The following is a 25593-nucleotide window of genomic DNA, read 5'->3' as shown; positions in this document are numbered from 1 at the left end:
GCCGGGGGTACCCCCACCGCCTTGCGATTTCCCCCTGGGCCTTCGGCCCGGTGGGGGCACCTCCCGGGCGGAGCCTGGGGGAGTACCCCCAGCACTGGACGCCGCAGGCCCCTCCCCCTGGACTTCGTCCGGGGGGACCCCCATTCGGGCGGACGACGCTATTTGTCAGACACGGCCTAGCTCTTCTGGTGGACGGCCAGTTCGTGCAGGTGTTCCACCAGGGCGATCAGGACGAACTTGCTGGAGGAGTGGTCGCGCGCGTCGAACTCCACCAGCGGGATGTCCGGCCGCAGTGCCAGTGCCTGGCGGATGTGCTCATCGCTGTGGAGGGGCCCGCCGAAGTCGTTGACGGCGACGATGTACGGCATGCCGTGGTGCTCCAGCCGGTCCAGCGCGTACCAGGCGTCCGTCATCCGCCGGGTGTCCACCAGCACCACCGCCCCGATCGTCCCGCTGAGCAGCCGCTCCCACAGGAACCAGAAGCGTTCCTGGCCCGGGGCGCCGAAGAGGTACAGGACGCTGCGGCCGTCGATGGTGATCCGGCCGAAGTCGAAGGCGACGGTGGTGGAGCCCTTGCCGCTGACCCGGTGGGCGTCGTCGACGCTGCGCCCGACCCGGCTCATCACCTCCTCCGTGTGCAGCGGGCGTATCTCGCTGACGGAGCGGACCATGGTGGTCTTGCCGACGCCGAAACCACCGACGACGACGATCTTCAAAGCGTTCTCGGCGTCACGGCGCATGGCCGTGGGATGTTCGGTGGGCCGGTCCACCGCCCCTGTGCTGCGGGTCATCGCTTCGGGGAGGTGCCGGGCGCGGTGCCGGTCATCGAGAGGTGCCTTCCGGGTGGCGGGGGCATAACTGGAGCCGCATGTTCCTGATCAAGTGGACGTCACTATAGGAGAGTTGGCGATCACATGGGGATCATCCTGTCGTCTGCTTCTGGTACTACCTCGCTGACCTGCGCTTTTGTTCCATTCGGCCCTGCTCAAGGCCCCTTCCGGCCCCGGTATCCGCCCCCATGGGCCCCTCCTTCGCGTCGACCGGCCCGCCCGGGGCGCGAGGGCGGCGTTCCCCGCGCGGGCGGTGCGGCCGGGGCATGCTGGGGGCATGGGTGACGCGGGGCAGCGGGGCGAGACGGGCGCCGGGCGGGACAGCCGGGGGCAGAGCAGGCGGCAGAGCCGACGGCAGAACCCCGACACCTTCCGCCTGGTACGGGAGTTGCGCGCCGCCGTCCGGGGCCGGGTCGACTTCTCGCCCACCGCCCGCGCCCTGACCACCATGGACGCCTCCAACTACCGCCGTGTCCCGCTCGGTACCGTCGCCCCCGCCGACGCCGACGACATCGAGGCCACTCTCGCGCTCTGCCGCGAGCACGCCGTCCCCGTCGTCCCCCGGGGCGGCGGCACCTCCATCGCGGGCGGCGCGCTCGGCACCGGCGTGGTGCTCGACCTGACCTGCCATATGAACGCGCTGGTGAGCCTGGACCCGGACGCCCGTACCGCGATCGTCCAGCCCGGTATCGTCCTCGACACCCTCAACGCCGCCGCCCGGCCGCATGGACTCCTCTTCGGACCCGATCCCTCCACCCACGCCCGCTGCACCCTCGGCGGCATGATCGGCAACAACGCGTGCGGCGCGCACTCCGTCGCCTGGGGCACCACCGCCGACAACGTCGACTCGCTCCGGGTCATCGGCTACGACGGCACCCGCCGCACCCTCGCCCGGGGCTGGTCCGGCGCCCCCGGGGGCCTGCGCGAGCTGATCGACGCGCATCTGGCCCCGCTGCGCACCGGCTATCCGCCGGGCCTGCCGCGCCGGATCTCCGGATACGCGCTCGACGCGCTGCTCCCGGAGAACGGCGTTGACCTCGCCCGTTCCTACTGCGGCAGCGAGGGCACCCTCGCCGTGCTGGCGGAGGCGACCGTACGGCTGGTGGAGGCGCCCCGGGCCCGCGCCCTCGCCGTCCTCGGCTACGGGGACGAGAGCGCGGCCGCCGACGCGGCGCCCGCGCTGGTGCCGCTCGGCCCGCTGACCGTGGAGGGGATGGCCGACGACCTGGTGCCCGACGGACACGGGCTGCCGCGCGGCCGGGCCTGGCTCTTCGTGGAGACCGGTGGCGCCACCGCCGCCGAGGCCCGCGCCCACGCGGAGGCGATCGTCCGCGCGGCGGACGCCCTGGCGGCGCGGATCGTCACCGAACCGGCCGCGACGCGCGCGCTGTGGCGGATCCGCGAGGACGCGGCGGGCACCGCCACCCGCACCCCCGACGGCGCCGAGGCGTGGCCGGGCTGGGAGGACTGCGCGGTGCCGCCCGCCCGGCTCGGCATGTATCTGCGCGACTTCCGCGCCCTGCTGACCGAACACGGTCTGCACGGGACCCCTTACGGCCACTTCGGTGAGGGCTGTGTCCATGTACGGATCGACTTCGACCTTCTGACCGACGAGGGCGTACGCCGCTTCCGCCGCTTCTCCGAGGCGACCGCCGCCCTGGTCGTCTCCCACGGCGGCTCGCTCTCCGGCGAACACGGCGACGGCCGGGCCCGCGCCGAACTGCTGCCCGCGATGTACGGAACCGAGCTGGTCGGCCTCTTCGCCCGGGTCAAGGACGTCTGGGACCCCGACGGCGGCCTCAACCCGGGCACCCTGGTCCGCCCCGACCCGCTCGACGCCCACCTCCGCTTCACGGGCCTGCCGCGCGAGCCCGTCGATGTCGCCTTCGGCTACCCCGCCGACCACGGCGACTTCACCGCCGCCGTGCGCCGCTGCGTCGGCGTCGCCAAGTGCCGGATCCCCACCCCGCCGGAGACCGGGGTGATGTGCCCCTCCTTCCGGGCGACGGGGGAGGAGGCCCACTCCACCCGGGGCCGGGCCCGGCTGCTCCACGAGATGCTCGTGGGGGAGGTGGTCCGGGACGGCTGGCGCTCCACCGAGGTCCGGGACGCGCTCGACCTCTGCCTCTCCTGCAAGGGCTGCCGCTCGGACTGCCCGGTGGGGGTGGACATGGCCACCTACAAGGCCGAGTTCCTGCACCACCACTACGCGGGCCGCCTCCGCCCCCGCTCCCACTACGCCCTCGGCCGTCTCCCCCAGTGGCTGCGGCTGGCGGCCCCCGCCGCCCGCCCGGTGAACGCGCTCGCGCGTCTCCCTTTGTTCGCCGCCCTCGCCAAACGGGCGGCCGGGATCACCCCGGAGCGCGCGCTGCCACCCCTCGCGCCGGTCCGCTTCCGTACGGGACTGCCGAGACGTACGGGGGAGAGCCCGGCCGACCTCGTTCTCTGGCCCGACACCTTCACCGAACACCTCACCCCCCAGGTCGGCCACGCGGCCCTGCGGGTGCTGACGGCGGCCGGGCTCACCGCCGTCGTCCCGCGCGGCCGGATCTGCTGCGGGCTGACGGCCGTCTCCACCGGCCAGCTCGACCACGCCCGGCGGGTGATGCGGCGCACGCTGCGCACCGTCGAGCCCCTGCTGGCGGCGGGTCTGCCGGTGACGGTCCTGGAACCGAGCTGCGCCGCCACCCTCCGTACGGATCTGCCCGAGCTGCTCCCGGACGATCCGCGCGCGGCCCGGCTGGCCGCCTCGGTCCGTACGTTCGCGGCCACCCTGGAGGGGAGCGCGCCCGGCTGGACCCCGCCCCGCCTGGACCGCGAGACCGTCGGCCAGACCCACTGCCACCAGCACGCGGTCCTCGGCGACGCCCCCGAACGCCGCCTGCGTGAGCGCGCGGGCCTGCGCGGTGAACTCACCGGCGGCTGCTGCGGCCTGGCGGGCAACTTCGGCTTCGAGCGGGGCCACTGGGAGGTCTCGGTCGCCTGCGCCGAGGAGCGGCTCCTCCCGGCGGTACGGGCGGCGGGCGAGGACGCCGTGGTGCTGACGGACGGCTACTCCTGCCGCACCCAGGTGGAACAGCTCGGCGGCCGTCCGGGCCGCCATCTGGCTGAGGTGCTGGCGGAGGCGCTCGGACCGGGCGCGGGGTTGGCGGACGACCGGGAAGAAGCGGCCGAGTAGCCGGTGAAGGGCCCGGATCGAAGGGCGGTGACCGTCGCGCGGCCACCGCCCGGCTGTCACCGTCGTGCGGCCACCGTCCGTCACTGGTCGTGCGGCCCCCACCCGGCCTCACCGTCGCTCCCGCGCCCCGGCGCTCTGTCCGTTTGGCGATAGGACATGTCGCTCACGCGGATGGCGGTCAACTCCGCCGCTGCCTAGCGTCGTTACATGCCCATCCACCACTCACGCCACAAGCGTCATCACTACTCACACCGGCCGCTGATGACGACGGGAAACCCGGTATGACATCGGCACCCACCACGGCCCCCGTCCGCCCCACAGCACGCCGGGGACTCGCCCTGGTGGTGCTCTGCTGTGTGCAGTTCATGCTGGTCCTGGACGACAACGTGGTGAGCGTCGCGCTCCCCAGCATCCGCGACCAGCTCGGCTTCAGCGCCACGGGCCTGGCCTGGGTCGCCAACGCCTACTTCCTCGCCTTCGGCGGACTGCTGCTGCTCTTCGGCCGCATGGCAGACCTGCTGGGCCGCCGACGCGTCTTCCTGCTGGGCGTCGCGCTCTTCGGCGCGGCGAGCCTCGTCTGCGGACTCGCCCAGGAACCCTGGCAGCTCGTGGCCGGACGGTTCGTCCAGGGCGCGGGCGCGGCCATGGCCAGCCCCGCCGCGCTGGCCCTCATCGCCCTCCTGTTCCCCGGACCCGAGGAGCGCGCCCGGGCGTTCGGCATCTGGGGCGGCATCGCCGCCCTCGGCGGCACGATGGGCCTGGTGATCTCCGGTGTGCTCACCGGCCTCGCCTCCTGGCGCTGGATCTTCCTGATCAACCTGCCCGTCGCCCTCGCGGCCGTCGCCCTGCTGCCGCGTCTGGTGCCGGAGAGCCGGGCCGTGGACGGCGGGCGGCTCGACGTACGCGGCGCGGTCCTCGGTACCGGCGCCCTGGTGTCACTGGTCTACGGACTGCTGCGGATCGGCGAGTCGGGCTGGGCGGACCCGGCCGTCGCCGCCACCCTGGGCGCGGCCGTCCTCCTGGCCGCCGCCTTCGTCGTGGTGGAGGCACGCACCCCCGAACCGCTCGTACCGGCGTCGTTCCTGGCCTCGCGGATCCGCGCCGTCGCCAACGGATCGACGCTGCTGTTCTCCGCCGCCATGTACGCGATGGCGTTCCTGCTGATGGTCCACCTCCAGACCGTGCTGGGCTATCGCCCGCTCACGGCGGGCATCGCCTATCTGCCCTTCGGCGCCGGAATCCTCGCGGGCATGTGGCTCTCCTCCCGGGCGGTGGTCAGGTTCGGTGTCCGCCCGGCCCTCGTCGGGTCGTTCCTGATCACCGCCGCCGGGCTGCTGCTGCTGTCCGGGGTGGCACCGAGCGACGGGTACGCCTCCGGGGTGCTGCCCGGCATGCTCGTCACCAGTCTGGGCTGCGGACTGAGCCTGCCCGCCCTGACCGTCGCCGCCCTCACCGGCACCACCGGGGAGAACGCCGGGATCGGCTCGGCCGTCCTCAGCTCCGTCCAGCAGGTCGGCGGCGCCGTGGGCGTGGCGGTGCTGGTCGCCCTGGCCACCCGCCATGGTGACGCCCCCGCCCCGGGCGAATCCCTGCGGGCCGCGACGGAGGGCTTCTCCCTCGCGCTCACCGCCGCAGCCGCCCTTCTTGCACTCGGCGCGCTGCTCATCGCCACCTCGCTCGGAAAGAACCGTGAAGCGCTCCCCGCCGAGGCGCCGACCAGCCACGCGGACCGTCCGTAGCCCTTCTCCGGCCGCCCTCGACCGGCACGACCCCGCCGCCCGTGGTGGGCGCCCGGCGCATCCCACGCGTCCACCACGGGCGGGCGGGGCCGGTGGTCACGCGGCCCGGCCAGGTCCTGCCGCTCCGGAACCCCGGCGGGTCCTCCCCGCCGGGAAAACCGTTGGCGCCGGGACACGGCCCCTGCGTACGGTGAGAACGAACTCGTGCACGAGAGGCGTACTCCCGTGCCCAGCCACGCTTCCGGGCTCGACCGAGCCCTAGAAAGAGTTGATGTATGCCCCGGCCCGAGCCGAGCCCGCCCATGCGAAACGTGGCGCGTCCGGCTGCCGATTCCGTCGCCGCCTCCCTGGCGCGCTGACGCCGTGAGCGACTCCGCCTCCTGAGCCTCCGGCCCCTTCACGGGCCACCGCACGGTCTCCTGAGGCAGCCGCTCCCCGGCGTCCCGTGCCCTGGCGAGTCCCTCCCTCCGGAGTACGAGGGGACAGCTCTGTGCCCCGGTCCACCGAGGGCTCCCACGGCGACGCTCCGACCGGTCACACGTTTCGGTGGGCCGCTCGGCCTCCTCCCGCTGTCAGCAGTCACGTTCCCAGCGAGGAGAGAACCCGGGTGTCCAGCACCACCTCCCACCCCCACGCCGTCCTGCGCACCAACACCTTCACCTGTGTGCGCTGCGGTCTGACCGTCACCGCCGTCGACCCCGACGGCAACCCCCGTCACCACTGCCCCAGCTGTCTGCACTCCCAGCATGTCCAGGACCACGTCGACGGCGGAGCCTCCGACTGCCGGTCGCGGATGACGCCGATCTCGATCGCCGTCCTGCGCGACGGCGACTGGATGCTCATCCACCGCTGCGTCCGCTGCGGCGAACTGACCTCCAGCCCGGTCGCGCCCGACGACAACCAGCTCATCCTGATGCAGCTGGCAGTGCGCCCGCTGGCCCAGCCGCCGTTCCCGCTCGACGTCTTCGCCCGGTTGTAGCGGAGGTCCTGACATGCCACGAAGAACCACACGTGAGCGGCGCCCCCAGCGCCGTAAGGACGTCCTCCACGGCCACGGCGGGGAGTCCGGCCCGGCCTTCCGCTGTGTCGGTTGCCGTCTCGACGTCCCCCTGACCGCCCCGGGCACCGCCCACCGCAACCACTGCCCGCACTGCCTCACCAGCCGCCATGTGGACGCCCGTATCCCGGGCGACCGCGCGGCGGACTGCGGCGGCCGGATGGTGCCGCTGTCGCTCTCCGCCCGCCAGGACGGGGAGTGGCTGATCATCCACCACTGCCTGTCCTGCGACGAACTGAGCGCCAACCGCGTCGCGGGCGACGACAACGCGCTCGCGCTGGTACGGATGGCCCTGCGCCCGCTCGCGGAACGCGGCCCCTCCGGCTGGCGCATGCCCGGCCCGAGCCCGCTACCGGAGCGGGTCTGAGGTATCCCCTGGCCCACCCACCCGTGTCGGAGGGTGGGCCAGGAACATCAGCTCAGACGCGGCCGGGCGGGCTTGCTGCGGCGCCCCCGCAGCATCCGCAGCAGCAGCCCGAGCGCGAACGACTGCACCAGCGCGGAGACGACGACCCCGCCGATCAGGACCGCGCCGGAGACCGTCGCGATGCCGAAGGCGTTCGTCACGGCCGTGATCACGGCCATGGTGAGGAAGAAGACGGGAGCGGTGACCAGAGCGGGCCACACCCACACGAAGCCGGGATCCTGGGCGAAGACCGTCACGGCCGTGGCGCACGCGATGGCGACGCCGACGATGGCGAGATAGGCCGCCGAAGCGGGATTGGCGAAGGTCAGACGCGTGATGGTGCGGGCGTTCATGGGCGCTCTCCCGAGGTGTGGTACCTCCGATAGTCGCTGGCCGCGACGGTTCTGTCCTGAGTACCCGTACCCACGTTCGACCCGATCCCGTATCGCCGGGTGGGGTTTCACCCACCGACGTCCCAGCCGGTCTCAGCCGACCACCGCCCGCGCGACGAGCGTCCCGATGTGCGTGGGCTCGGGCGCCTCGATCACCCGGACGTCGGCTTCCGCGAATCCGGCCGTCAGCAGCATCTCCGTCCACTGCTCCGGTGTGTGGCTGTAGCGGTAGCTGTACCGCGCGGGGCCGGCGAATCCGCCCTTGTACATCCCCTGCGGCCCGTACGCGCCGGGGATGGCCGGAGGATGGGAGAACACCAGCATCCCACCGGGGTTCAGACACCGCGCCACCAGCGGCAGCAGTCGCGTCGGCTCGGTGAACCACACCGCCCCGAAGATCGAATACGCCGCGTCGTACTTCTCCGTGCAGTCCGCCAGGTACTCCAGCACCTCACCGCAGACGAACCGCACGCCCAGCGGCCCCCACCGCTCCGTGACGTTCTCCACCATGACGGGCGACAGATCCACGCCGGTCGCCTTGACCCCCCGCTGAGCCAGCCACGCGAGCCCCCGACTCGTACCGCATCCCAGCTCCACCACGCTGCCCGGATCTCCCAGCAACTCCGGCCCGGGCCCGTGCCCGGCGTACTGCGTCCAGCAGAGGACGGGATCCGCCTCGAAGACGGTGTCCTTGGTACTCGTGGCGTAGGCGTCCCAGATCTCGCGCTCGTGGTCGATGTTGTGGGGGACGGGCAACGGGGTTCCTTGCTCGGAGGCGGGCATGACAGTGCCCTCACTTTCCGTGGGCTGTCCGGAGGCGAGGGCACCTTAATGGGTGTTCAGTGGTGGCCACGCCCACGCGGCGGGCTTGGCGCCCGCCCGCGCCTCCCTGGGCCGTAGCCCCGTCACCTCTCCGCGATCAGCGGGTCGATCATCTCCCGCAGCTGCTTGTCATTGACCGCGAGCAGCGCACGGGCCGCTATTCTCCCCTCCCGGTCCACGACGACGGTGGCGGGAATCCCCTTGGGGCTCAGGGTCCCTTTCGGGAAACGCAGTATCTGCTGACCGGTGGAGTCATGGAGACTCGGATACGTGATGCCGAATTCCTTCTCGAACTCGATCGCCAGGCGCTTTTGAGGGTCACGCGTGTTGATCCCGAGGAACTCCACGCCCCGGGACCTGGTCTCCTTGGACACCGTGGCGAGATACCCCGCCTCGGCCCGGCACGGGGCACACCAGGAAGCCCAGACATTGACTACGACGATCTTCCCCCGGTAGTCGGACAGCTTGATCGGCCGCCCGTCGAGGGTCTCGCCCTCCAGATCGGGCGCGGCATCCCGCTCGCCCTTCTCGACCGTGGAGATACCACCGTCCCCGGTGACGAACTTCGTCTCGCCGCCACCGCCGGAGGTGCCACCGGAACCGCAGGCCGTGAGCAGGAGCACGCCGGTCACTGTCGCGACCAGCACTGTGGCGTTCCGGTCGGTCGTCCGCCGTCGGAAGACGCTGCCCAGACTCATGCGAGGAGTCTTACACAGGGCATCGCGATGTATGTGTGGACCCCTGCGCGGTCATACTCAATATTTTTAGGGGGAGTTGAAGTGTGCCATTTCCTCTGGCCATGACCGATGTAAAGCCCGTGATGGTAATGGCCGACTGGGGCTCGGATGTCTTGGTCGCCCTCGGTGACCTGATGAGCGTCCCGATATCTGTGGGCAGCGGCCTCGCTGACCTCCGGTAGGTCAGCCGCGTATGCGCGAGTGCTCCTGTCCGGCCCCGAAGAGCCCTACTCTCGAAACCATGACTGCGAGCATCGGCAATCGGCTCCGGGACGTACGCAAGCGGCGGGGCCTTACTCAGCAGGGACTTGCGAGAGGGAGCGGGGTCTCCGTCTCCCTCATCAGAGATCTGGAACAGGGCGTCCGGGAGGACACACGTCTGGAGACCGTCCGAAAACTGGCCCAGACGCTGCGGGTGCCCACCAGCCATCTGATGGTGGAGTCGGTGGAGCCAGCGGCCGACCCGGACACGGTGGACCGCTGGGCGCCCGTGCGCCAAGCGCTGGAGCAGGAGGCACGGGCGGACGACCTGGAGGACGTCCCGACGGTGACAGGGGTGAAGCAGGCCCTGGAAGCGGCCCTGCCGCTACTCGCGTCGGATCGTTTTCTGGAGTTGGGGTGGGCGCTGCCCCATCTGCTGCGGGACTCGGAGATCCTGTCGCACACCGACCCCGAAGGCCGCGTGATCCGCGTTCAGTTGCTTCAGCTCACCGGCTGGCTGCTGACCCAGACCCGTCAGACCGAGGCCGCCGAGATGGCCCTGGAACTGGCGCTGGACATGTCGTCCGACCGCATCCAAGGCGCCGCCACGGTCAACACCATGTGCTGGCTGTTGCTCCGCCGGGGGCGACTGGAGGAGGCCAGGAACCTGGCGATCACATGGGCTGACGACATGGAGCCCCGGATGTCCCGGGCCACCCCTGAGGAGTTGTGCACCTGGGGATCGCTGCTCCTGCGGGTCTCGGCCGCGTCCGTACGGGACAACCGGCCCGGCGAGGCCAAGGACGCCCTGCGGCTGGCCCACTCGGCGGCGGTGGCCGTCGGCCGGGAGTACCAGCCAAGGCAGGACTTCGTACGTACCTTCGGTCCGACGACGGTGGCGCTGAAGCAGATCGAGAACGCGAGTGTCACGGACCATCCGGACCAAGTGCTGACACTGTCCGCCACGATTCCGTCGGGCGGTCTCCGTCCGACATCGAACAACAGGAACCGCCACCGTCTCGACCTGGCGGACGCGTACGCGAAGACCCGCCAGTACGGCCAGGCCATAGGGGAGCTGACCGGCATCTGGCAGACCTCTCCCCAGTGGCTGCCCAACCAGCGTTACGCGAAGGACATCCTCGGCCGGATCATCGACAAGCGCCGGACGCTCACCGAGGACATGCGCACGCTCGCGGACGCCATGGGAATGCCCTTGTAACGCTGAGTGGTAGTTCGGGCGAGCACCCCGTCAAATTGGCATTGATGGGGTGATTCGTCCACCTCTAGCGTTCCGTCATGGCAATCACAAAGAGGCTGCGCCGTACTACGCTCGGTAGTGAATCTCTGGTCGTGGGCCAATGGAGGGCGTGAGCCGGGGCGATCCCCGGCCCGCTGGGGAGCAGGGCGACGCGCCTGAGGTCCCGGACGCGACGTGCGCCACAGAGCCCGATGAGGAACCGCACGGCAGCGGTTCGGCGACAGTCGACTCCCTGCTTCTCTGGTCGCTCCGGAAACGGGTGCGGGAGATCAACGCGGAGCACGCGCACTGGCGGTTGCCGTGATGCGGTTATGGCTCTGGCTGACGCTCGCGCTCGGGTCGGCTGAGGAGCGGTTGGGGCTCGGGTTCGAACTGTTACGGCTGCGCTGGGACGCCGGGTGCGTCGATGACTGGAGCCGGGGCCTGGAGGTCGAGGCCCATCGGGCGCGGCTCGACGCCGAGGTGGAGCGGCTGTTACGGCGGGCGTCGGACGAGTGGGGTGGTCCGGCATGACCGGCCCGCCCGTCGCGTATCTCTGTCATGTCATCGCAGAAGGCCCGGTCCACGGATCGGGCGAGATCGTCCCGTTCGTCCTCGGCACTCTGCGGACCCGCTCGCAGGACATCGCCCTGACCTGGTTACGGAAGCAGGCCCTGCGCCTGGCCGACGGGCTGGACCCCGACCCGGCCCGCGCCCCCTGGGCCACCCGCTGCGAGCGGGTCCCCGTCCCCGACGCGCCCACCGAGTTACGGGTGTGGGCCGCCGACCCCGCCGAGGACTACGCCGCACGTGCCCGGCTCGACCAGGGCGTGGCCGTCTCCGTCGTCATCCCGGACGGGCCCGACCGCTACACCCTCGCGATCATCCCCCGCCCGGCCCGGGCCCTCTTCATCCGGCCGTTCTTCCACCTCCACCCCGTGAGGCGATGACTGATGCCCGCCACCGGACGCGACCGCGTCCGCACCGACCGGACCGCCGTCACTACCCGCTACCGCGACGGCGAGACGGCCAAGGCCCTCGCCGCCGAGTACGGCGTGAGCGACGCCTGGCTGAAGAAACAGCTCACCGTCTGGGACGTGCCGGTACGCGGCGTCCGCGAAGCCCGACTCCTCCGCGCCCAGCCCAAGGAACCGACCATGGACGAACAACAGCCCCCCGCCTGCCAGGAATGCGACGAGCTCGTCACCGCCGAACGCGCCGCCCGCACCGCCCGCGACCACTCCGCCGCCACTGATGCCCGTGTCCTTCTCCGGCGGCATATGGATACCGATCACCGACCCCGGTGAGCTGGATTTATACCGCGCGAAGCTCCCGTGTCCGCCCTGGACGCCATGTCACCCACACGGGTTAGTTGACATATTTCCCGGTTGACGAAATGTCGGTACTCGGCGCCGATGGCGATAGGGTGCGGACGCGCTCTTCGGCGCCTCCCCTCAAGGGACTTGAGACCGGGCCCCACCCCTTCGGGGCCCGGCCCGAACCCAAAGAAAGGCCGCTGGCCGGGATCTCCGGCGGCCGGTTCTGAGGGGAGGCGCCATGGGGCGTCACGGAAAGCCGAAGCCCACTCTCCGGCGGCGCGTCGAGGACCTGATGGTCCGTGTCGCGCGGCGGCTGGGGAGGTGGTTCAAGGGCTGATCTGAGCCTCAGCATACGAGGCTCAGATCAAAGCCCATGGCTTGACGTAGAGGCTCCCGTCTCGGATTACCGGTCCGGGGCGGGGGCTTTTTTCTGTGTGTCACGGTACCCGACCGGGCGCCCGCACGGCAGTCCGTGGAGCGCTGGTGTGGTGAGGGCACCCGAAGGCGGTAACGAGAGCGGGCGGAGCCTGACCGGCTCCGCCCGCTTGTGGTGCGGTCTCCCACAGCCCCCTGGTGAACTCGTCCCCAGAGGACGCCGGAGCCGCTTCTCAGCCAGCGTGTCGAGGGCCTGATGGTCCGTGTCGCGCGGCGGCTGGGGAGGTGGTTCCAGGGCTGACCTGAGCCTCCGCATACGAGGCTCAGATCAAAAGCCCATGGCTTGACGCCGTGGCCTCCGCCGTGGATGTTGCATTTCCCGGTCCCCGGCGGCGCCTCACGTCACGCTACCGGCTCCCCCCTCGGCGGCACTTCCGGCCCTCCCGTCCATGACCCACTCCGCACGCTGCCCTACGCCCCGCACACCTCCTGTGCCAGGGCCACCAGATAGACCAGGGCCGGGTGCCCCGGGCCCGCGCGCCAGGCCAGCAGGACCGGGACGGGTGGGGCCTCGGGGAGGGGGCGGTAGCGGACGCCGGGGTGCTGGTGGAGGGTGGCGGTGGAGGCGGCGGAGACGCCCGCGCCACGGCCCGCCGCGATGGCGGCGAGCCAGTCGTCGGTGTTGGTGACGTTGACCGTGGACGGGGGGCGGGCGTCCGGCGGCCACAGGTCCAGGGTGGTGATGCCGGAGACCTCGTTCACCAGGACCGGTCCCGAGGCCAGGTCGCGCAGGGTCAGGGTGGGGCGGTGGGCCAGCGGGCCGTCGGCGGTGACGGCCGCCACGCGGGGTTCCTCGAAGAGGCGGACCGCGTGGAGGCCGGGAGTGGCGGACCCGCCGCGCAGGACCGCCGCGTCGACCTCGCCCCGGGTCAGACCGGCCGTGCGGTCGTCGATCCGCAGCAGTTCCAGCGGTGTCTCCGGGTGCTCGGCCTCCCAGCGGCGCAGCAGCGGGGTGGTGTAGGGGCCCAGCGCCGACCAGGCGTGCCCCAGGCGCAGCGGCCGGTGGCGCAGGGCGTCGGTGTCGACGGCGTCCTCGAAGGCCGATACGGCGGCGGCGGCCTTCTCGCGGAAGGCGCGGCCCTCGGCCGTCAGCTCCAGGTGGTGGGTGGAGCGGTCGACCAGCCGCGCGCCGACGTGTTTCTCCAGGGCCGCGAGGGTGCGCGAGACGGCGGGCTGGGAGAGGTTCAGCCGGACCGCCGCCCTGGTCACGCTGGACTCCTCCGCGATGGCGAGGAAGCAGCGGAGATGACGCAGCTCGATGCTCATGTGGCCGGAGCATAACCGCAGCCCAGTGCGCATTTCACAGATGGAGGCACACCCTTTAGCGTGAAACGCGGCGCGCTTTCGGGTGACGGATGGCGCCCGGGGTGACGCCACGGCGGCCGGGGGCGGCCCCGCGCCGGTGGGAGCCTCCCCGGTGGATCCGTCCGCCGGGGTACGCCCCCGGCGTCCGGCCCAGGGCCGCGCACGCCGTCCGGCTCCCCGGAGCCCCCCCCGCACCCGTTCGACACATATCTCAGGAGGTCTTCGGTGGACGAGGTCCGTACGGCCGCTCCCGCCGCTCCCGCCGCACCCCCGGCCGGAGCGGCCGGACCCGCCGGACCCGCCGGGCACACCGGACCCGCCGGGTCGGCGGGACCCGCCCCCGACGGGCTCCGCGCCCGGCTGGGCCCCGTCGGGCTGGTCGTCGCCGGGGCGCTCTCCGTCCAGTTCGGGGCCTCGGTCGCCGTCCTCGTGATGCCCCGGGCGGGGGCGCTCGGGATTGTCACCCTGCGGCTGGTTCTCGCCGCCCTCGTGCTGCTCCTGGTCTGCCGCCCCGCCCTGCGCGGGCACTCGCGCGCCGACTGGACCACGGTCCTCGCCTTCGGCGGCGCGATGGCCGGGATGAACGTCCTCTTCTACCAGGCCGTCGACCGCATCCCGCTCGGCGCCGCCGTCACCCTGGAGGTGCTGGGGCCGCTCGCGCTCTCCGTGATCGTCTCCCGGCGGCTGGTCAATCTGGTCTGGGCGGCACTGGCGCTCGGCGGGGTCTTCCTGCTCAGCGGCGGCGGCTTCGACCGGCTCGATCCCGTCGGTGCCGCCTACGCGCTCGCCGCCGGGGTGATGTGGGCCCTGTACATCGTCTTCTCCGCCCGTACCGGCCGCCGCTTCCCGCAGGCCGACGGCCTCGCGCTCGCCATGGGGGTCGCGGCGCTGCTCACCCTCCCGCTGGGGATCGTCGAGGCCGGTACGAAGCTGGTGCAGCCGTCGCTGCTGGCGCTGGGCCTGGCCGTCGCGCTGCTGTCCTCGGTCCTTCCGTACACGCTCGAACTGCTCGCGCTGCGCAGGCTGCCCTCGTCCACCTTCGCCGTGCTGATGAGTCTGGAGCCCGCCGTGGCCGCGACGGCCGGGTTCCTGGTGCTGGGCCAGATGCTGGCGGTCACCGACGCGCTCGCCATCGCGCTCGTCATCGCCGCCAGCGTCGGGGCGGTGCGGACCCAGATCGGCCCCGGCCGCCGAGGGCGCGGGGTGGAGTCGGTGGACGGCCCGTGAACGGGCGGGGAACACCGCCCGTGCAGGGGGCATGGGAGAGGTCTATGAAAGGGTCGTAAAAAGTAAAGCAAGCACGCTTGCTTGTTTCCTGACGCGCTGTCATGCTCCGGGGCACCAACGCCGTGCCCCGAGGGAGCGCACCGTGTCCGACCCCACCGCCGTACTCGATGATCTCCGCGACGAGAGCGATGAACTCGACCGGCTCGTCGGGGAACTGACCCCGGCCGACTGGGCCCGTGACACCCCCGCCCCCGGCTGGACCATCGCCCACCAGATCGCCCATCTCGCCTGGACCGACGCCGCCGCGCTGCTCGCCGTCACGGACGCGGAGGCGTTCGCGGCGGAGACGGAGAAGGCGTTCGCCGCGCCGTACTCCTTCGTCGACGAGGGCGCGGAGCGGCTCGCCAGACGCCCCCCGGCGACCCTGCTCACGCACTGGCGCGCCGGGCGCGCCGGACTCCAGGAGGCGCTGAGAGCGGCGCCCCCCGGCGCCCGGATCCCCTGGTACGGGCCGCCGATGAGCGCCACCTCGCTGGCCACCGCCCGGCTGATGGAGACCTGGGCGCACGGCCGGGACACCGCCGACGCCGTCGGTACCGTACGGCCGCCCACCGCCCGGCTGCGGCACATCGCCCATATCGGCCACCGGACCCGGGACTTCGCCTTCGCGGCACGCGGCCTCACCCCGCCCGCCGAGCCCTTCCGGATCGAACTGGCCGCACCCGGCGGCGGGGTCTGGAGCTATGGACCCGAGGACGCGCCCCAGCGGATCACCGGCCCCGCGCTCGACTTCTGTCTGCTGGTGACCCAGCGCGCCCACCGCGATGACCTGGCGCTGCGCGCCGAGGGCGGGGACGCGGACCGCTGGCTCGACATCGCGCAGGCGTTCGCGGGCCCGCCGGGCGCGGGCCGCCGTGCCACCGGCCGTCCGCCCGCCACGGGCACCGCCCACCGCGCCCCCGGCTGGGCGACGGCCCGCCCGCCGGGCTGGCCCGCGCCCGGTCTCGGCTGGCCCGAACAGGGCGTCGGCTGGGCCCCGGGAGCGGGCCCTGGCCCTGGTGCGGCGACGGGGGCGGCGACAGGGTCGGCGCCGGGAGGGGCCACCGGGCCCGGGCTCGGCCGGGAACCCGGGCTCGGCCTCGGCTTAGGGCTGGGCATCGGACCCCGGCGGGACCCGGGCCCCGGACTCGACCGGGACCCGGGATCCGGCGGTGCCGCGCGGGCCCGGGCCGCGCTGCGTTCGCTGCGGGCCCCCGTCCGCCCCGCCCGGGGCCGCTGATGCGTCCCCTCCGTATCGGCAACGCCTCCGGCTTCTACGGGGACCGCTTCGACGCTTTCCGCGAGATGCTCACCGACGGGCCGCTCGACATCCTCACCGGCGACTACCTCGCCGAGCTGACCATGCTCATCCTCGGCCGCGACCGGCTGAAGGACCCACGGCGCGGCTACGCCCGCACCTTCCTGCGGCAGCTGGAGGAGTCCCTGGGGATCGCCCTCGACCGGGGCGTGAGGATCGTCGCCAACGCGGGCGGACTGAACCCGTCCGGGCTCGCCGACGATGTACGGGCCCTCGCCGGGCGGCTCGGGCTCGATGTCTCCGTCGCCCATGTCGAGGGCGACGACCTCCTGGCGCGCGGCTGGGGCTCCGGGGTGCTCACCGCCAACGCCTATCTCGGCGGCGCGGGGATCACCGCCTGTCTGCGCGCGGGCGCCGATGTCGTCGTCACCGGCCGGGTCACCGACGCCGCCCTGGTCACCGGCCCGGCCGCCGCCCACTTCGGCTGGCGCCCCGGCGACCCCCGCGATCTCGACGCGCTCGCCGGGGCCGTCGTCGCGGGCCATGTCCTGGAGTGCGGCACCCAGGCCACCGGCGGCAACTACGCCTTCTTCAGCGACCACGACGTCCGCCGCCCCGGCTTCCCCCTCGCCGAGCTGTACGCCGACGGCACCGCCGTCATCACCAAGCACGACGGCACCGGGGGCCTCGTCGACGTCGGCACCGTCACCGCGCAGCTGCTGTACGAGACCGGGGGCGCCCGCTACGCCGGGCCGGACGTGACGGCCCGGCTCGACACCGTACGCCTGGACCAGGACGGACCCGACCGGGTCCGGATCTCCGGCGTCCGGGGCGAACTCCCGCCGCCGACCCTCAAGGTCGGCCTCAACCGGGTCGGCGGCTGGCGCAACGAGGTCGTCTTCGTCCTCACCGGACTCGACATCGAGGCCAAGGCCGAACTGGTGCGCCACCAGGTGGAGGAGGCCCTCGGCGACGACCGCCCCGACCAGCTGCGCTGGGAACTGGCCCGCACCGACCGCCGCGACGGGGACACCCAGGAGCGCTCCAGCGCCTATCTGCGGCTCGTCGTCCGCGACGGCGACCCGGAGAAGGCGGGCCGCGCGGTCAGCGGCGCGGCGGTCGAGCTGGCGCTCGGGAGCTACCCGGGATTCCACCTCACCGCGCCTCCGGGCAAGGGCGCCCCGTACGGTGTCTTCGAAGCGGAGTACGTTGACGCCGGGACCGTCCCGCACACGGCGGTCCTCCCGGACGGGCGGCGGGTGGAGATCCCGCCGCCGATGACGCCGCCGGAGCCGCCGGAAGGGGGCGGCTTCGGCGGTACGGGCCCGGAGCGCGACGGCGGTACGACCGAGGGCGGCGACCCCGCCCCCGTACCGCCGCCGCGCCCGGCTCACCCGGAGAACCCGCAAGACACAGCCCCGGCACCCGCGGCGGAGACCGGTCGCGACGGGCTCCCCGAGCCCTGGCCGACCCGGGTCACCCGCCGCGCGCCGCTGGGCCGGGTGGCCGGGGCGCGCAGCGGGGACAAGGGCGGCGACGCCAACGTCGGGGTGTGGGCGCGCTCCGAGGCGGCCTGGCGGTGGCTGGCGCACGAGCTGACCATCCACCGGTTCCGCGCCCTGGTGCCGGAGGCCGAACACCTCACCGTCGTCCGGCATGTGCTGCCCAACCTCCGCGCCCTCAACTTCACCGTCGAGGGGATCCTCGGCGAGGGCGTCGCCGCGCGCGCCCGGTTCGATCCGCAGGGCAAGGCGCTGGGGGAGTGGCTGCGGTCGCGCTATGTCGACGTCCCGGAGGAGCTGTTGTGACGGTCATGGGCGCCACCGGTGGTGTCAGGTCCGTGCCGGGCGCCGCCGCGGTGGAGGTCGTGTCCGTGCCGCGCGCCGCCGCCGGAACCGTGCCGGGCGGCGCCGGTGTGGACGCCTTGTCCGTGCCGGGAGCCGCCGACGCCGCGACCGTGCCGCGCGCCGCCGCCCCCGCACCCGAGGAGCTGCCGTGACCGTCCTGCGCACCGCCGTCGACCCGGCCGGGACCGCGTACGGGACCCGGCGCGCCGCCATGCTGGAGCGGCTGGCCGCGCTGGACGCCGAGCACGCCAAGGCGCTCACCGGGGGCGGGGAGAAGTACGTCGCCCGCCACCGCGCGCGCGGCGGACTGCTCGCCCGGGAGCGGGTGGAGCTGCTGCTCGACCCCGACACACCGTTCCTGGAGCTGTCGCCGCTGGCGGCCTGGGGGAGCGCGTACCCGGTGGGCGCGTCGATGGTCACGGGGGTCGGGACCGTCGCGGGCGTGGAGTGCGTGATCTCCGCCAACGACCCCACCGTGCGCGGCGGCGCCTCCAACCCGTGGACCCTGCGCAAGATCCTGCGCGCCCACGAGATCGCCGCCGCCAACCGGCTGCCGCTGATCTCGCTGGTCGAGTCGGGCGGCGCCGATCTGCCGTCGCAGAAGGAGATCTTCATCCCCGGCGGTGCCGTCTTCCGCGATCTGACCCGGCTCTCGGCGGCCGGGATCCCGACGGTCGCCGTCGTCTTCGGCACCTCCACGGCGGGCGGCGCCTACGTGCCCGGGATGTCCGACCACACGATCATGGTCGAGGGGCGCTCCAAGGTCTTCCTCGGCGGGCCGCCGCTGGTCAGGATGGCGACCGGGGAGGAGAGCGACGACGAGTCCCTCGGCGGCGCCGGGATGCACGCCCGGGTCTCCGGGCTCGCCGACCACCACGCCGTCGACGAGCACGACGCCATCCGCCAGGCCCGCCGCGTCGTCACCCGGCTGAACTGGCGCAAGGCCCACCCGGACCCCGGGCCCGCCGAGCCGCCGCGGTACGACGCGGAGGAGCTGCTGGGGATCGTCCCCGAGGAGCTGAAGACGCCGTTCGACCCGCGCGAGGTGATCGCCCGGCTGGTCGACGGCTCCGACTTCGACGAGTTCAAGCCGCTCTACGGGACGAGCCTGGTCACCGGCTGGGCCGCTCTGCACGGCCATCCGCTGGGCATCCTCGCCAACGCCCAGGGGGTGCTCTTCAGCGCCGAGTCCCAGAAGGCGGCCCAGTTCATCCAGCTCGCCAACCAGCGCGATATCCCGCTGCTGTTCCTGCACAACACGACGGGCTATATGGTCGGCCGCGCCTATGAGCAGGGCGGGATCATCAAGCACGGCGCCATGATGATCAACGCGGTCGCCAACTCGGCCGTGCCCCATCTCTCCGTCCTCCTCGGCGCCTCGTACGGCGCCGGGCACTACGGCATGTGCGGCCGCGCCTACGACCCCCGCTTCCTCTTCGCCTGGCCCAGCGCCAAGTCCGCCGTCATGGGCCCGCAGCAGCTCGCCGGGGTCCTGTCGATCGTCGCCCGCGCCTCGGCGGCGGCGAAGGGCCGGCCGTACGACGAGGAGGCCGACGCCGGTCTGCGGGCGATGGTGGAGGCCCAGATCGAGGCGGAGTCGCTGCCCGCGTTCCTGTCGGGGCGGTTGTACGACGACGGGGTGATCGACCCGCGCGACACGCGCACCGTGCTGGGGCTGTGCCTCTCGGCGATCCACACGGCCCCGGTGGCGGGGGCGCGAGGCGGCTTCGGTGTCTTCCGGATGTGAGGCCCCGCCGCCTGCGGGCGGTTCGCGTCCGGCCCGCGACACAGGGGCCCACGGCTCCCGTCCGGACCGCCCCCGCCCCTCCATCCCGCGCGGGGAGCGCGCCCCGGCCTCCGTACGGCTCCGAGAGAACCCCGACCGCAAGGGACCGGTGATCCGACCCGATGCCCACCCCTCCCCCCGCGCAGCTCCCCGCCCCGCTCCGCCGGGTGCTTGTCGCCAACCGTGCCGAGATCGCCGTCCGGATCCTGCGCACCTGCCGTGACCTCGGTATCGACACCGTCGCCGTCCACTCCGACCCCGACGCCACCGCCGCCCATGTACGGGCGGCGGACCTGGCGGTACGGCTGCCGGGCGCCACCCCCGCCGAGACCTACCTCCGCGCCGATCTCCTCGTGAAGGCCGCGCTGGCGGCGGGCGCCGACGCCGTCCACCCCGGCTATGGCTTCCTCTCCGAGAACGCGTCCTTCGCCGAGGCCGTCCTCGCCGCCGGACTGCGCTGGATCGGCCCGCCCCCGGCCGCGATCGAGGCGATGGCGTCCAAGACCCGGGCCCGGGAACTGATGGGCCTGGCACCGCCGCCCCGGATCGAGGAGATCACCGCCGCCGATCTGCCGCTGCTGGTGAAGGCGGCGGCGGGCGGCGGCGGCCGGGGGATGCGGATCGTACGGGACCTCACCGGACTTGAGGACGCGCTGGCGGCGGCGCGGGCGGAGGCGCTGGCGGCGTTCGGCGACGGGGAGGTCTTCACCGAGCCGTATATCGAGGACGCCCGCCATGTCGAGGTGCAGCTCCTCGCCGACACCCATGGCACGGTGTGGACGCTCGGCACCCGTGACTGCTCGCTCCAGCGCCGCCACCAGAAGGTCATCGAGGAGTGCCCGGCGCCCGGACTCCCCGCCGGGACCGCGACCCGGCTGGAGGCGCTGGCCACCGAGGCGGCGCGGGCGGTCGGCTACACCGGGGCGGGCACGGTGGAGTTCCTGGTGGAGCCGTCGGGACGGCCCCACTTCCTGGAGATGAACACCCGGCTCCAGGTCGAACACCCGGTGACCGAGGCCGTGTTCGGGATCGATCTGGTGGCGCTCCAGTTCCGGATTGCGGAGGGCCGCCCGCTGCCCGCGACCCCGCCGCAGCCCCGGGGCCACGCGGTGGAGGCACGGCTGTACGCGGAGGACCCGGCGCGGGACTTCGCACCGCGGACGGGCACGCTGCACCGGTTCCGCGTGCCGGGGGCGGCGGACCCGGCCGCCCCCGGGCTGCGGGTCGACGCCGGATACGCCGACGGAGACGAGATCACCGTCCACTACGACCCGCTCCTCGCCAAGGTCATCGCCCACGCGCCCACCCGGGACCAGGCCGTACGCCGGCTCGCCCACGCCCTGCGCCGCGCCGAGATCCACGGGCCGGTGACCAACCGCGCCTTCCTCGTCCGCTCCCTCGAACACCCCGGCTTCGCGACCGCCGCGCGGATCGGCACCGGCTTCTACGACCGCCCCGGCACGCTCCCCGCCGAACTCGGCCGTCCCTTCGGGGGCGAGGAGTACGCGGCCATCGCCGCCGCCCTCGCCACGGCGGCCCGCACCGCCCGCACCGGGCCGCCCACGGCACGCCTCGGCGGCTGGCGCAATCTGCGCTCGGGGGCCCAGACGCGGTCGTTCGGCACGCACGAGATCCGCTACACGCCCACCCGGTCCGGTGGATACGAACTCCCCGGGCGGCCGGGCGTACGGGTCGTACGGGCCGGGGCCGACGCGGTCGCCCTCGATATCGACGGGGTCACCACCGTCTTCCGGGTCGCCCGCCACGGCCCCGACGAGGACGTCGTGTACGTCGACACCGCGCGCGGCGCCCACGCCCTCACCGAACGGGACCGCCTCCCCGTCCCCGAGGACGACATCGCGCCGGGATCGCTGCTGGCGCCGATGCCGGGAACGGTCGTACGGATCGCGGACGGGGTGGCCGAGGGGGCGCGGGTGGTGAAGGGGCAGCCGCTGCTGTGGCTGGAGGCGATGAAGATGGAGCACCAGGTGGAGGCGCCGGTCACGGGGACCCTGGTGGCGCTGCCGCTGGCCCCCGGCCACACGGTCACCCACGGCACCCTCCTCGCCACCCTCACCCCCGACCCCTCATGACCCACGGGGCCGCCCGCCCCGCGCGGGAAGGCCCCACGAGAAAGGAGCACCCCATGGTGGAGAGCAAGGAGCAGCGCGCCTTACGGGAGGCCGTCGCCGCACTCGGCCGGCGCCACGGCCCCGCCTTCGACCGCGCCGCCCTGTGGCAGGACGCCGCCCGCCTGGGCTATCTCGGCGTCAACCTCCCGGCGGAGTACGGCGGTGGCGGCGCCGGTATCGCCGAACTCGCCATCGTGCTCGAAGAGCTGGGCGCCGCGGGCTGCCCGCTGCTGATGATGGTGGTCTCGCCCGCGATCTGCGGCACGGTCATCGCCCGTTTCGGCACTCAGGAGCAGCGGCGCGCCTGGCTCCCGGGCCTGGCCGACGGCACCCGCACCATGGCCTTCGGCATCACCGAGCCGGACGCGGGGTCGAACGCGCACCGCATCACGACGACCGCCCGCAGAACGGATGGCGGCTGGTCGCTCTCCGGCCGGAAGGTGTTCATCTCGGGCGTGGACATCGCCGACGCCACGCTGGTCGTGGGCCGGACCGAGGACGCCCGCACGGGCCGGCTCAAGCCGTGTCTGTTCATCGTGCCCAGGGACGCGGAGGGTTTTCACCACACCCCGATCGAGATGGAGCTGCGCACCCAGGAGAAGCAGTTCGAGCTGGTGCTGGACGGGGTGGAGCTGCCCGCCGACGCGCTGGTCGGCGACGAGGACGCCGGGCTGCTCCAGCTCTTCGCCGGACTGAATCCGGAGCGGGTGATGACGGCGGCCTTCGCCATCGGCATGGGCCGTTACGCGGTGTCGCGGGCGGTCGCGTACGCCCGGGAGCGCCAGGTGTGGGACACCCCGATCGGCGCGCACCAGGCCATCGCCCATCCGCTCGCACAGGCCCATATCGAGCTGGAGCTGGCGCGGCTGATGACGCGGGAGGCGGCGGCGCGCTATGACGCGGGGGACGACACGGGCGCCGGGGAGGCCGCGAACATGGCGAAGTACGCGGCGGGTGAGGCGTGTGTCCATGCGGTGGATCAGGCCGTTCAGACTCTCGGCGGGAACGGGCTGACCCGTGAGTACGGGCTCGCCTCGCTGATCACGGCCTCGCGGGTGATGCGGATCGCGCCAGTCAGCCGCGAGATGGTGCTCAATTACGTATCCCATCAGTCCCTGGGTCTCCCCAAGTCGTACTGACAGCGGCGATTCTGGCCCTCCGTACCCATACGCGCACACACAGGCACAGGCGCGGTCGCGCGCACGTTCGCGCGCCCCGCCGCCGCCCGCACCACCGCACCGCCGCTCTCCGACTCCGTTCCGGTTCCGACAGCGAGGGGCTCCCATGGTGTTCCGCAGTCCGTACGCCGACATCACCCCGGTGACCGCACCCATCCACGAGTACGTACTCGGCCGGGCCGCCGAGTACGGTGACCGGACCGCCCTGGTCGACGCCGTCACCGGGGTGACCGTCAGCTATGCCCAGCTCGACCGCGCCCACCGGGGGATCGCGGCGGCGCTCACCGCCGCCGGACTGCGGCCCGGTGACGTGCTGGCGCTGCACAGCCCCAACACGGTCGCCTATCCGGGCGTCCTGTACGGCGCCACCCGGGCGGGGGCGGCGGTGACGACCGTGCATCCGCTGGCGACGGCGGAGGAGTTCGCCAAGCAGCTCCGGGACTCGGCGGCCCGCTGGATCGTGACCGTCTCACCGCTGCTCGAGGTCGCCCGGCGGGCCGCCGAACTCGCCGCGGGAATCCAGGAGATCTTCGTCTGCGACCGCGCCGACGGCCACGCCAGCGTGCTGGACATGATCGGCTCCACCGCGCCCGTACCGGAGGTGGCCATCGACCCGGCCGAGGACATCGCCGTCCTGCCGTACTCCTCCGGCACCACCGGGGAGCCCAAGGGCGTCATGCTCACCCATCGCTCCCTCGCCACCAACCTGGCCCAGATCCAGGCCGTGTTCCCCTTCCCGGCGGACGAACGGATCCTCGCCGTCCTGCCCTTCTTCCATATCTACGGGCTGACCGCGCTGATGAACGCGCCCCTGAGGCAGGGCGCCACCGTGGTCGTGCTGCCCCGGTTCGAGCTGGACACCTTCCTCTCGGCCATCGAGGAGCACCGGATCACCACCGTCTTCCTCGCCCCGCCCGTGGTGCTGGCGATGGCCAAGCACCCGTCGGCCACCTCGTACGACCTCGGCTCGCTGCGCCATATCGCCAGCGCCGCCGCGCCCCTCGATCCCCAGCTCGCCGCCGCCTGTTCGGAACGGCTCGGGCTGCCACCGGTCATCCAGGGATACGGAATGACCGAACTCTCCCCCTCCTGTCATATCGTCCCCGCCACCGAGGAGCTGGCCGCGCCGCCCGGCGCGGTCGGGCGGCTGCTGCCCTCCACGGAGATGCGGCTGCTCTCCCTGGAGGACCCGGAGAAGGACGCCGTCGGCGGAGCGGACGGCGAGATAGCGATCCGGGGACCCCAGGTGATGCGCGGCTACCTCGGCCGCCCCGAGGAGACCGCCGCCATGATCGACGCCGAGGGCTGGCTGCGTACGGGGGACATCGGGCGGCTGGACGCGGAGGGGTGGCTGTACATCGTCGACCGGGTCAAGGAGCTGATCAAGTACAAGGGGTACCAGGTCGCGCCCGCCGAACTGGAGGCGCTGCTGCTGACCCACCCGGGCATCGCCGACGCCGCCGTGATCGCCTCCCATGACGCCGACGGCGAGGAGATCCCGAAGGCGTACGTCGTACGGCAGCCGGGGGTGGGCGCGGAGGACCTCACCGAGGAGGGCGTGATGGCGTTCGTGGCCGCGCGGGTCTCCCCGTACAAGAAGATCCGCCGGGTCACCTTCATCGGCGGGGTGCCCCGGGCGGCCTCGGGGAAGATCCTCAGGCGAGAGCTGCGAGAACGGGAGAACATATGACACCACCCGTCACCACCGCGCGGGAACGGGGGATCGCCACCCTCACCCTCGACGCGCCCGCCTCCCGCAACGCCCTCTCGGGGGCGCTGGTGGGCGCGCTGACGGAGGCGCTCGGTCACTGCGCGTCGGATCCGTCCGTCCGGGCGGTGGTGCTCACCCACACCGGGCCGGTCTTCAGCGCGGGCGCCGATCTGAAGGCCCCGCCCAGCCCGTACGCCTTCGTCGAACTCCTGCGGCGGATCGTCACCCTGCCCAAACCGGTGGTCGCCCGTGTCACCGGCCGGACCCGCGCGGGCGGTCTCGGTCTGCTGGCCGCGTGCGACATGGCCGTCGCCTCCTCCGGCTCGGACTTCGCCTTCACCGAGGTACGGCTGGGGGTGGCCCCGGCGGTGATCTCGCTGCCGCTGCTGCCCCGGCTCGATCCGCGCGCGGCGGGCCGCTACTACCTCACCGGGGAGGTCTTCCAGGCCCCCGAGGCGGCCAGGATCGGGCTGCTGACCCTGGCGGCCGACGACGTCGACACGGCGCTCGCCCCGCTGCTGGCGGGGCTGAGGGCGGCCTCGCCGCAGGGACTGGCCGCCGCGAAGGAACTGGTCACGGCTAGGGTGCTGGAGACCTTCGACCGGGACGCGGAGGATCTGGTGCGCCGCTCGGCCACCCTGTTCGCGTCGGCGGAGGCGCGCGAGGGCATGACCGCCTTCCTCGAACGACGGGATCCGGCATGGCGGCTGTAGCGACGACGGGCGGGAGCACGGGCATGGCCCGCTCCCGCCCCGGC

The 25593-nt window shown here is 73.1% G+C and carries 21 protein-coding genes and 1 pseudogene; 17 read left to right on the top strand and 5 right to left on the bottom strand.

The genetic code is table 11. From position 1 onward, the window contains the following. Window positions 1–176: 176 nt before the first annotated feature. A complete protein-coding gene (locus ACFVIM_RS15265; protein WP_384301269.1) occupies window positions 177–740 on the bottom strand; it encodes an ATP/GTP-binding protein in 564 nt (187 codons plus the stop codon). Between the two features lie 367 nt (window positions 741–1107). On the opposite strand from ACFVIM_RS15265, the gene ACFVIM_RS15260 reads away from it, so the two are divergent. The 4 genes from ACFVIM_RS15260 to ACFVIM_RS15245 all read left to right on the top strand — a co-directional run bounded on the left by ACFVIM_RS15260 (window position 1108) and on the right by ACFVIM_RS15245 (window position 7171). Next, the gene (locus ACFVIM_RS15260; protein WP_384301267.1) at window positions 1108–4008 is read left to right on the top strand and encodes an FAD-binding and (Fe-S)-binding domain-containing protein; all 2901 of its coding nucleotides are present in this window, start codon (window positions 1108–1110) and stop codon (window positions 4006–4008) included. Between the two features lie 281 nt (window positions 4009–4289). Then, window positions 4290–5747 carry an MFS transporter gene (locus ACFVIM_RS15255; protein ID WP_384301265.1) on the top strand — a complete coding sequence of 486 codons (1458 nt, stop codon included), beginning with the start codon at window positions 4290–4292 and terminating at the stop codon, window positions 5745–5747. Between the two features lie 607 nt (window positions 5748–6354). Then, on the top strand, window positions 6355–6726 hold the full coding sequence (locus tag ACFVIM_RS15250; protein WP_384301263.1) for an RNHCP domain-containing protein: 372 nt from the start codon (window positions 6355–6357) through the stop codon (window positions 6724–6726). 13 nt (window positions 6727–6739) lie between these two features. Further along, window positions 6740–7171: an RNHCP domain-containing protein gene (locus ACFVIM_RS15245; RefSeq protein ID WP_384301261.1), complete on the top strand. Its 432-nt coding sequence runs from the start codon at window positions 6740–6742 to the stop codon at window positions 7169–7171. A 47-nt stretch (window positions 7172–7218) separates the two neighbouring features. On the opposite strand, the gene ACFVIM_RS15240 is transcribed toward ACFVIM_RS15245, so the two are convergent. The 3 genes from ACFVIM_RS15240 to ACFVIM_RS15230 all read right to left on the bottom strand — a co-directional run bounded on the left by ACFVIM_RS15240 (window position 7219) and on the right by ACFVIM_RS15230 (window position 9122). Then, entirely contained in the window at window positions 7219–7563 is a 345-nt protein-coding gene (locus ACFVIM_RS15240) for an SCO4225 family membrane protein (RefSeq protein ID WP_384301259.1), read from the bottom strand. A 132-nt stretch (window positions 7564–7695) separates the two neighbouring features. After that, complete coding sequence (locus ACFVIM_RS15235; protein WP_384301258.1) at window positions 7696–8358, bottom strand: class I SAM-dependent methyltransferase; 663 nt, start codon at window positions 8356–8358, stop codon at window positions 7696–7698. A 149-nt stretch (window positions 8359–8507) separates the two neighbouring features. After that, complete coding sequence (locus ACFVIM_RS15230; RefSeq protein WP_384301256.1) at window positions 8508–9122, bottom strand: TlpA family protein disulfide reductase; 615 nt, start codon at window positions 9120–9122, stop codon at window positions 8508–8510. A 280-nt stretch (window positions 9123–9402) separates the two neighbouring features. Between ACFVIM_RS15230 and ACFVIM_RS15225 the strand changes: the two genes are divergently transcribed. The 4 genes from ACFVIM_RS15225 (at window position 9403) to ACFVIM_RS15210 (ending at window position 11906) form a co-directional block, all read left to right on the top strand. Further along, window positions 9403–10581 (top strand): helix-turn-helix domain-containing protein, encoded by a 1179-nt coding sequence (locus ACFVIM_RS15225; RefSeq protein WP_384301255.1) that lies wholly within the window; start codon window positions 9403–9405, stop codon window positions 10579–10581. Window positions 10582–10923: 342 nt separating this feature from the next. Further along, complete coding sequence (locus tag ACFVIM_RS15220) at window positions 10924–11133, top strand: hypothetical protein (protein WP_384301254.1); 210 nt, start codon at window positions 10924–10926, stop codon at window positions 11131–11133. Next, the gene (locus ACFVIM_RS15215) at window positions 11130–11549 is read left to right on the top strand and encodes a hypothetical protein (protein WP_384301253.1); all 420 of its coding nucleotides are present in this window, start codon (window positions 11130–11132) and stop codon (window positions 11547–11549) included. The genes ACFVIM_RS15220 and ACFVIM_RS15215 overlap by 4 nt, the downstream gene beginning before the upstream one ends. Window positions 11550–11552: 3 nt before the next feature. Continuing rightward, entirely contained in the window at window positions 11553–11906 is a 354-nt protein-coding gene (locus ACFVIM_RS15210; protein WP_384301251.1) for a hypothetical protein, read from the top strand. Between the two features lie 858 nt (window positions 11907–12764). On the opposite strand, the gene ACFVIM_RS15205 is transcribed toward ACFVIM_RS15210, so the two are convergent. Beyond that, window positions 12765–13619 (bottom strand): LysR family transcriptional regulator, encoded by an 855-nt coding sequence (locus ACFVIM_RS15205; RefSeq protein ID WP_384301250.1) that lies wholly within the window; start codon window positions 13617–13619, stop codon window positions 12765–12767. Between the two features lie 264 nt (window positions 13620–13883). Between ACFVIM_RS15205 and ACFVIM_RS15200 the strand changes: the two genes are divergently transcribed. The 9 genes and pseudogenes from ACFVIM_RS15200 to ACFVIM_RS15160 all read left to right on the top strand — a co-directional run bounded on the left by ACFVIM_RS15200 (window position 13884) and on the right by ACFVIM_RS15160 (window position 25549). After that, entirely contained in the window at window positions 13884–14885 is a 1002-nt protein-coding gene (locus ACFVIM_RS15200; protein ID WP_384301248.1) for a DMT family transporter, read from the top strand. 142 nt (window positions 14886–15027) lie between these two features. Then, window positions 15028–15810, top strand: a pseudogene (locus ACFVIM_RS15195) (TIGR03084 family metal-binding protein); the annotation flags it as partial. Window positions 15811–16163: 353 nt separating this feature from the next. Then, on the top strand, window positions 16164–17990 hold the full coding sequence (locus ACFVIM_RS15190; RefSeq protein ID WP_384301247.1) for an acyclic terpene utilization AtuA family protein: 1827 nt from the start codon (window positions 16164–16166) through the stop codon (window positions 17988–17990). After that, window positions 17987–18181 (top strand): hypothetical protein, encoded by a 195-nt coding sequence (locus ACFVIM_RS15185; RefSeq protein ID WP_384301246.1) that lies wholly within the window; start codon window positions 17987–17989, stop codon window positions 18179–18181. The genes ACFVIM_RS15190 and ACFVIM_RS15185 overlap by 4 nt, the downstream gene beginning before the upstream one ends. Further along, the gene (locus tag ACFVIM_RS15180) at window positions 18178–19776 is read left to right on the top strand and encodes an acyl-CoA carboxylase subunit beta (protein ID WP_384301244.1); all 1599 of its coding nucleotides are present in this window, start codon (window positions 18178–18180) and stop codon (window positions 19774–19776) included. Before ACFVIM_RS15185 ends, ACFVIM_RS15180 begins: the two co-directional genes overlap by 4 nt. A 161-nt stretch (window positions 19777–19937) precedes the next feature. Continuing rightward, a complete protein-coding gene (locus ACFVIM_RS15175) occupies window positions 19938–21908 on the top strand; it encodes an acetyl/propionyl/methylcrotonyl-CoA carboxylase subunit alpha (RefSeq protein ID WP_384301243.1) in 1971 nt (656 codons plus the stop codon). Between the two features lie 53 nt (window positions 21909–21961). After that, the gene (locus ACFVIM_RS15170) at window positions 21962–23086 is read left to right on the top strand and encodes an acyl-CoA dehydrogenase family protein (protein ID WP_384301242.1); all 1125 of its coding nucleotides are present in this window, start codon (window positions 21962–21964) and stop codon (window positions 23084–23086) included. 145 nt (window positions 23087–23231) lie between these two features. Beyond that, on the top strand, window positions 23232–24815 hold the full coding sequence (locus ACFVIM_RS15165; RefSeq protein WP_384301240.1) for a 4-coumarate--CoA ligase family protein: 1584 nt from the start codon (window positions 23232–23234) through the stop codon (window positions 24813–24815). Then, a complete protein-coding gene (locus ACFVIM_RS15160; RefSeq protein ID WP_384301239.1) occupies window positions 24812–25549 on the top strand; it encodes an enoyl-CoA hydratase family protein in 738 nt (245 codons plus the stop codon). Before ACFVIM_RS15165 ends, ACFVIM_RS15160 begins: the two co-directional genes overlap by 4 nt. Window positions 25550–25593: the final 44 nt, after the last annotated feature.

Origin of the sequence: Streptomyces sp. NPDC057638 (genome assembly GCF_042800315.1) — a bacterium.
GTDB lineage: Bacteria > Actinomycetota > Actinomycetes > Streptomycetales > Streptomycetaceae > Streptomyces.
The sequence above is the reverse complement of the archived record's forward strand: the minus strand, read 5'-3'. Positions and strand labels throughout refer to the sequence as shown.

Excerpts from the sequence above, each read along its gene's own strand:
- ACFVIM_RS15265 (WP_384301269.1), bottom strand. The coding sequence starts at position 740 with ATGCGCCGTGACGCCGAGAACGCTTTGAAGATCGTCGTCGTCGGTGGT.
- ACFVIM_RS15260 (WP_384301267.1), top strand. The coding sequence starts at position 1,108 with ATGGGTGACGCGGGGCAGCGGGGCGAGACGGGCGCCGGGCGGGACAGC.
- ACFVIM_RS15255 (WP_384301265.1), top strand. The coding sequence starts at position 4,290 with ATGACATCGGCACCCACCACGGCCCCCGTCCGCCCCACAGCACGCCGG.
- ACFVIM_RS15245 (WP_384301261.1), top strand. The coding sequence starts at position 6,740 with ATGCCACGAAGAACCACACGTGAGCGGCGCCCCCAGCGCCGTAAGGAC.
- ACFVIM_RS15240 (WP_384301259.1), bottom strand. The coding sequence starts at position 7,563 with ATGAACGCCCGCACCATCACGCGTCTGACCTTCGCCAATCCCGCTTCG.
- ACFVIM_RS15230 (WP_384301256.1), bottom strand. The coding sequence starts at position 9,122 with ATGAGTCTGGGCAGCGTCTTCCGACGGCGGACGACCGACCGGAACGCC.
- ACFVIM_RS15225 (WP_384301255.1), top strand. The coding sequence starts at position 9,403 with ATGACTGCGAGCATCGGCAATCGGCTCCGGGACGTACGCAAGCGGCGG.
- ACFVIM_RS15220 (WP_384301254.1), top strand. The coding sequence starts at position 10,924 with ATGCGGTTATGGCTCTGGCTGACGCTCGCGCTCGGGTCGGCTGAGGAG.
- ACFVIM_RS15215 (WP_384301253.1), top strand. The coding sequence starts at position 11,130 with ATGACCGGCCCGCCCGTCGCGTATCTCTGTCATGTCATCGCAGAAGGC.
- ACFVIM_RS15210 (WP_384301251.1), top strand. The coding sequence starts at position 11,553 with ATGCCCGCCACCGGACGCGACCGCGTCCGCACCGACCGGACCGCCGTC.
- ACFVIM_RS15205 (WP_384301250.1), bottom strand. The coding sequence starts at position 13,619 with ATGAGCATCGAGCTGCGTCATCTCCGCTGCTTCCTCGCCATCGCGGAG.
- ACFVIM_RS15190 (WP_384301247.1), top strand. The coding sequence starts at position 16,164 with ATGCGTCCCCTCCGTATCGGCAACGCCTCCGGCTTCTACGGGGACCGC.
- ACFVIM_RS15175 (WP_384301243.1), top strand. The coding sequence starts at position 19,938 with ATGCCCACCCCTCCCCCCGCGCAGCTCCCCGCCCCGCTCCGCCGGGTG.
- ACFVIM_RS15170 (WP_384301242.1), top strand. The coding sequence starts at position 21,962 with ATGGTGGAGAGCAAGGAGCAGCGCGCCTTACGGGAGGCCGTCGCCGCA.
- ACFVIM_RS15165 (WP_384301240.1), top strand. The coding sequence starts at position 23,232 with ATGGTGTTCCGCAGTCCGTACGCCGACATCACCCCGGTGACCGCACCC.
- ACFVIM_RS15160 (WP_384301239.1), top strand. The coding sequence starts at position 24,812 with ATGACACCACCCGTCACCACCGCGCGGGAACGGGGGATCGCCACCCTC.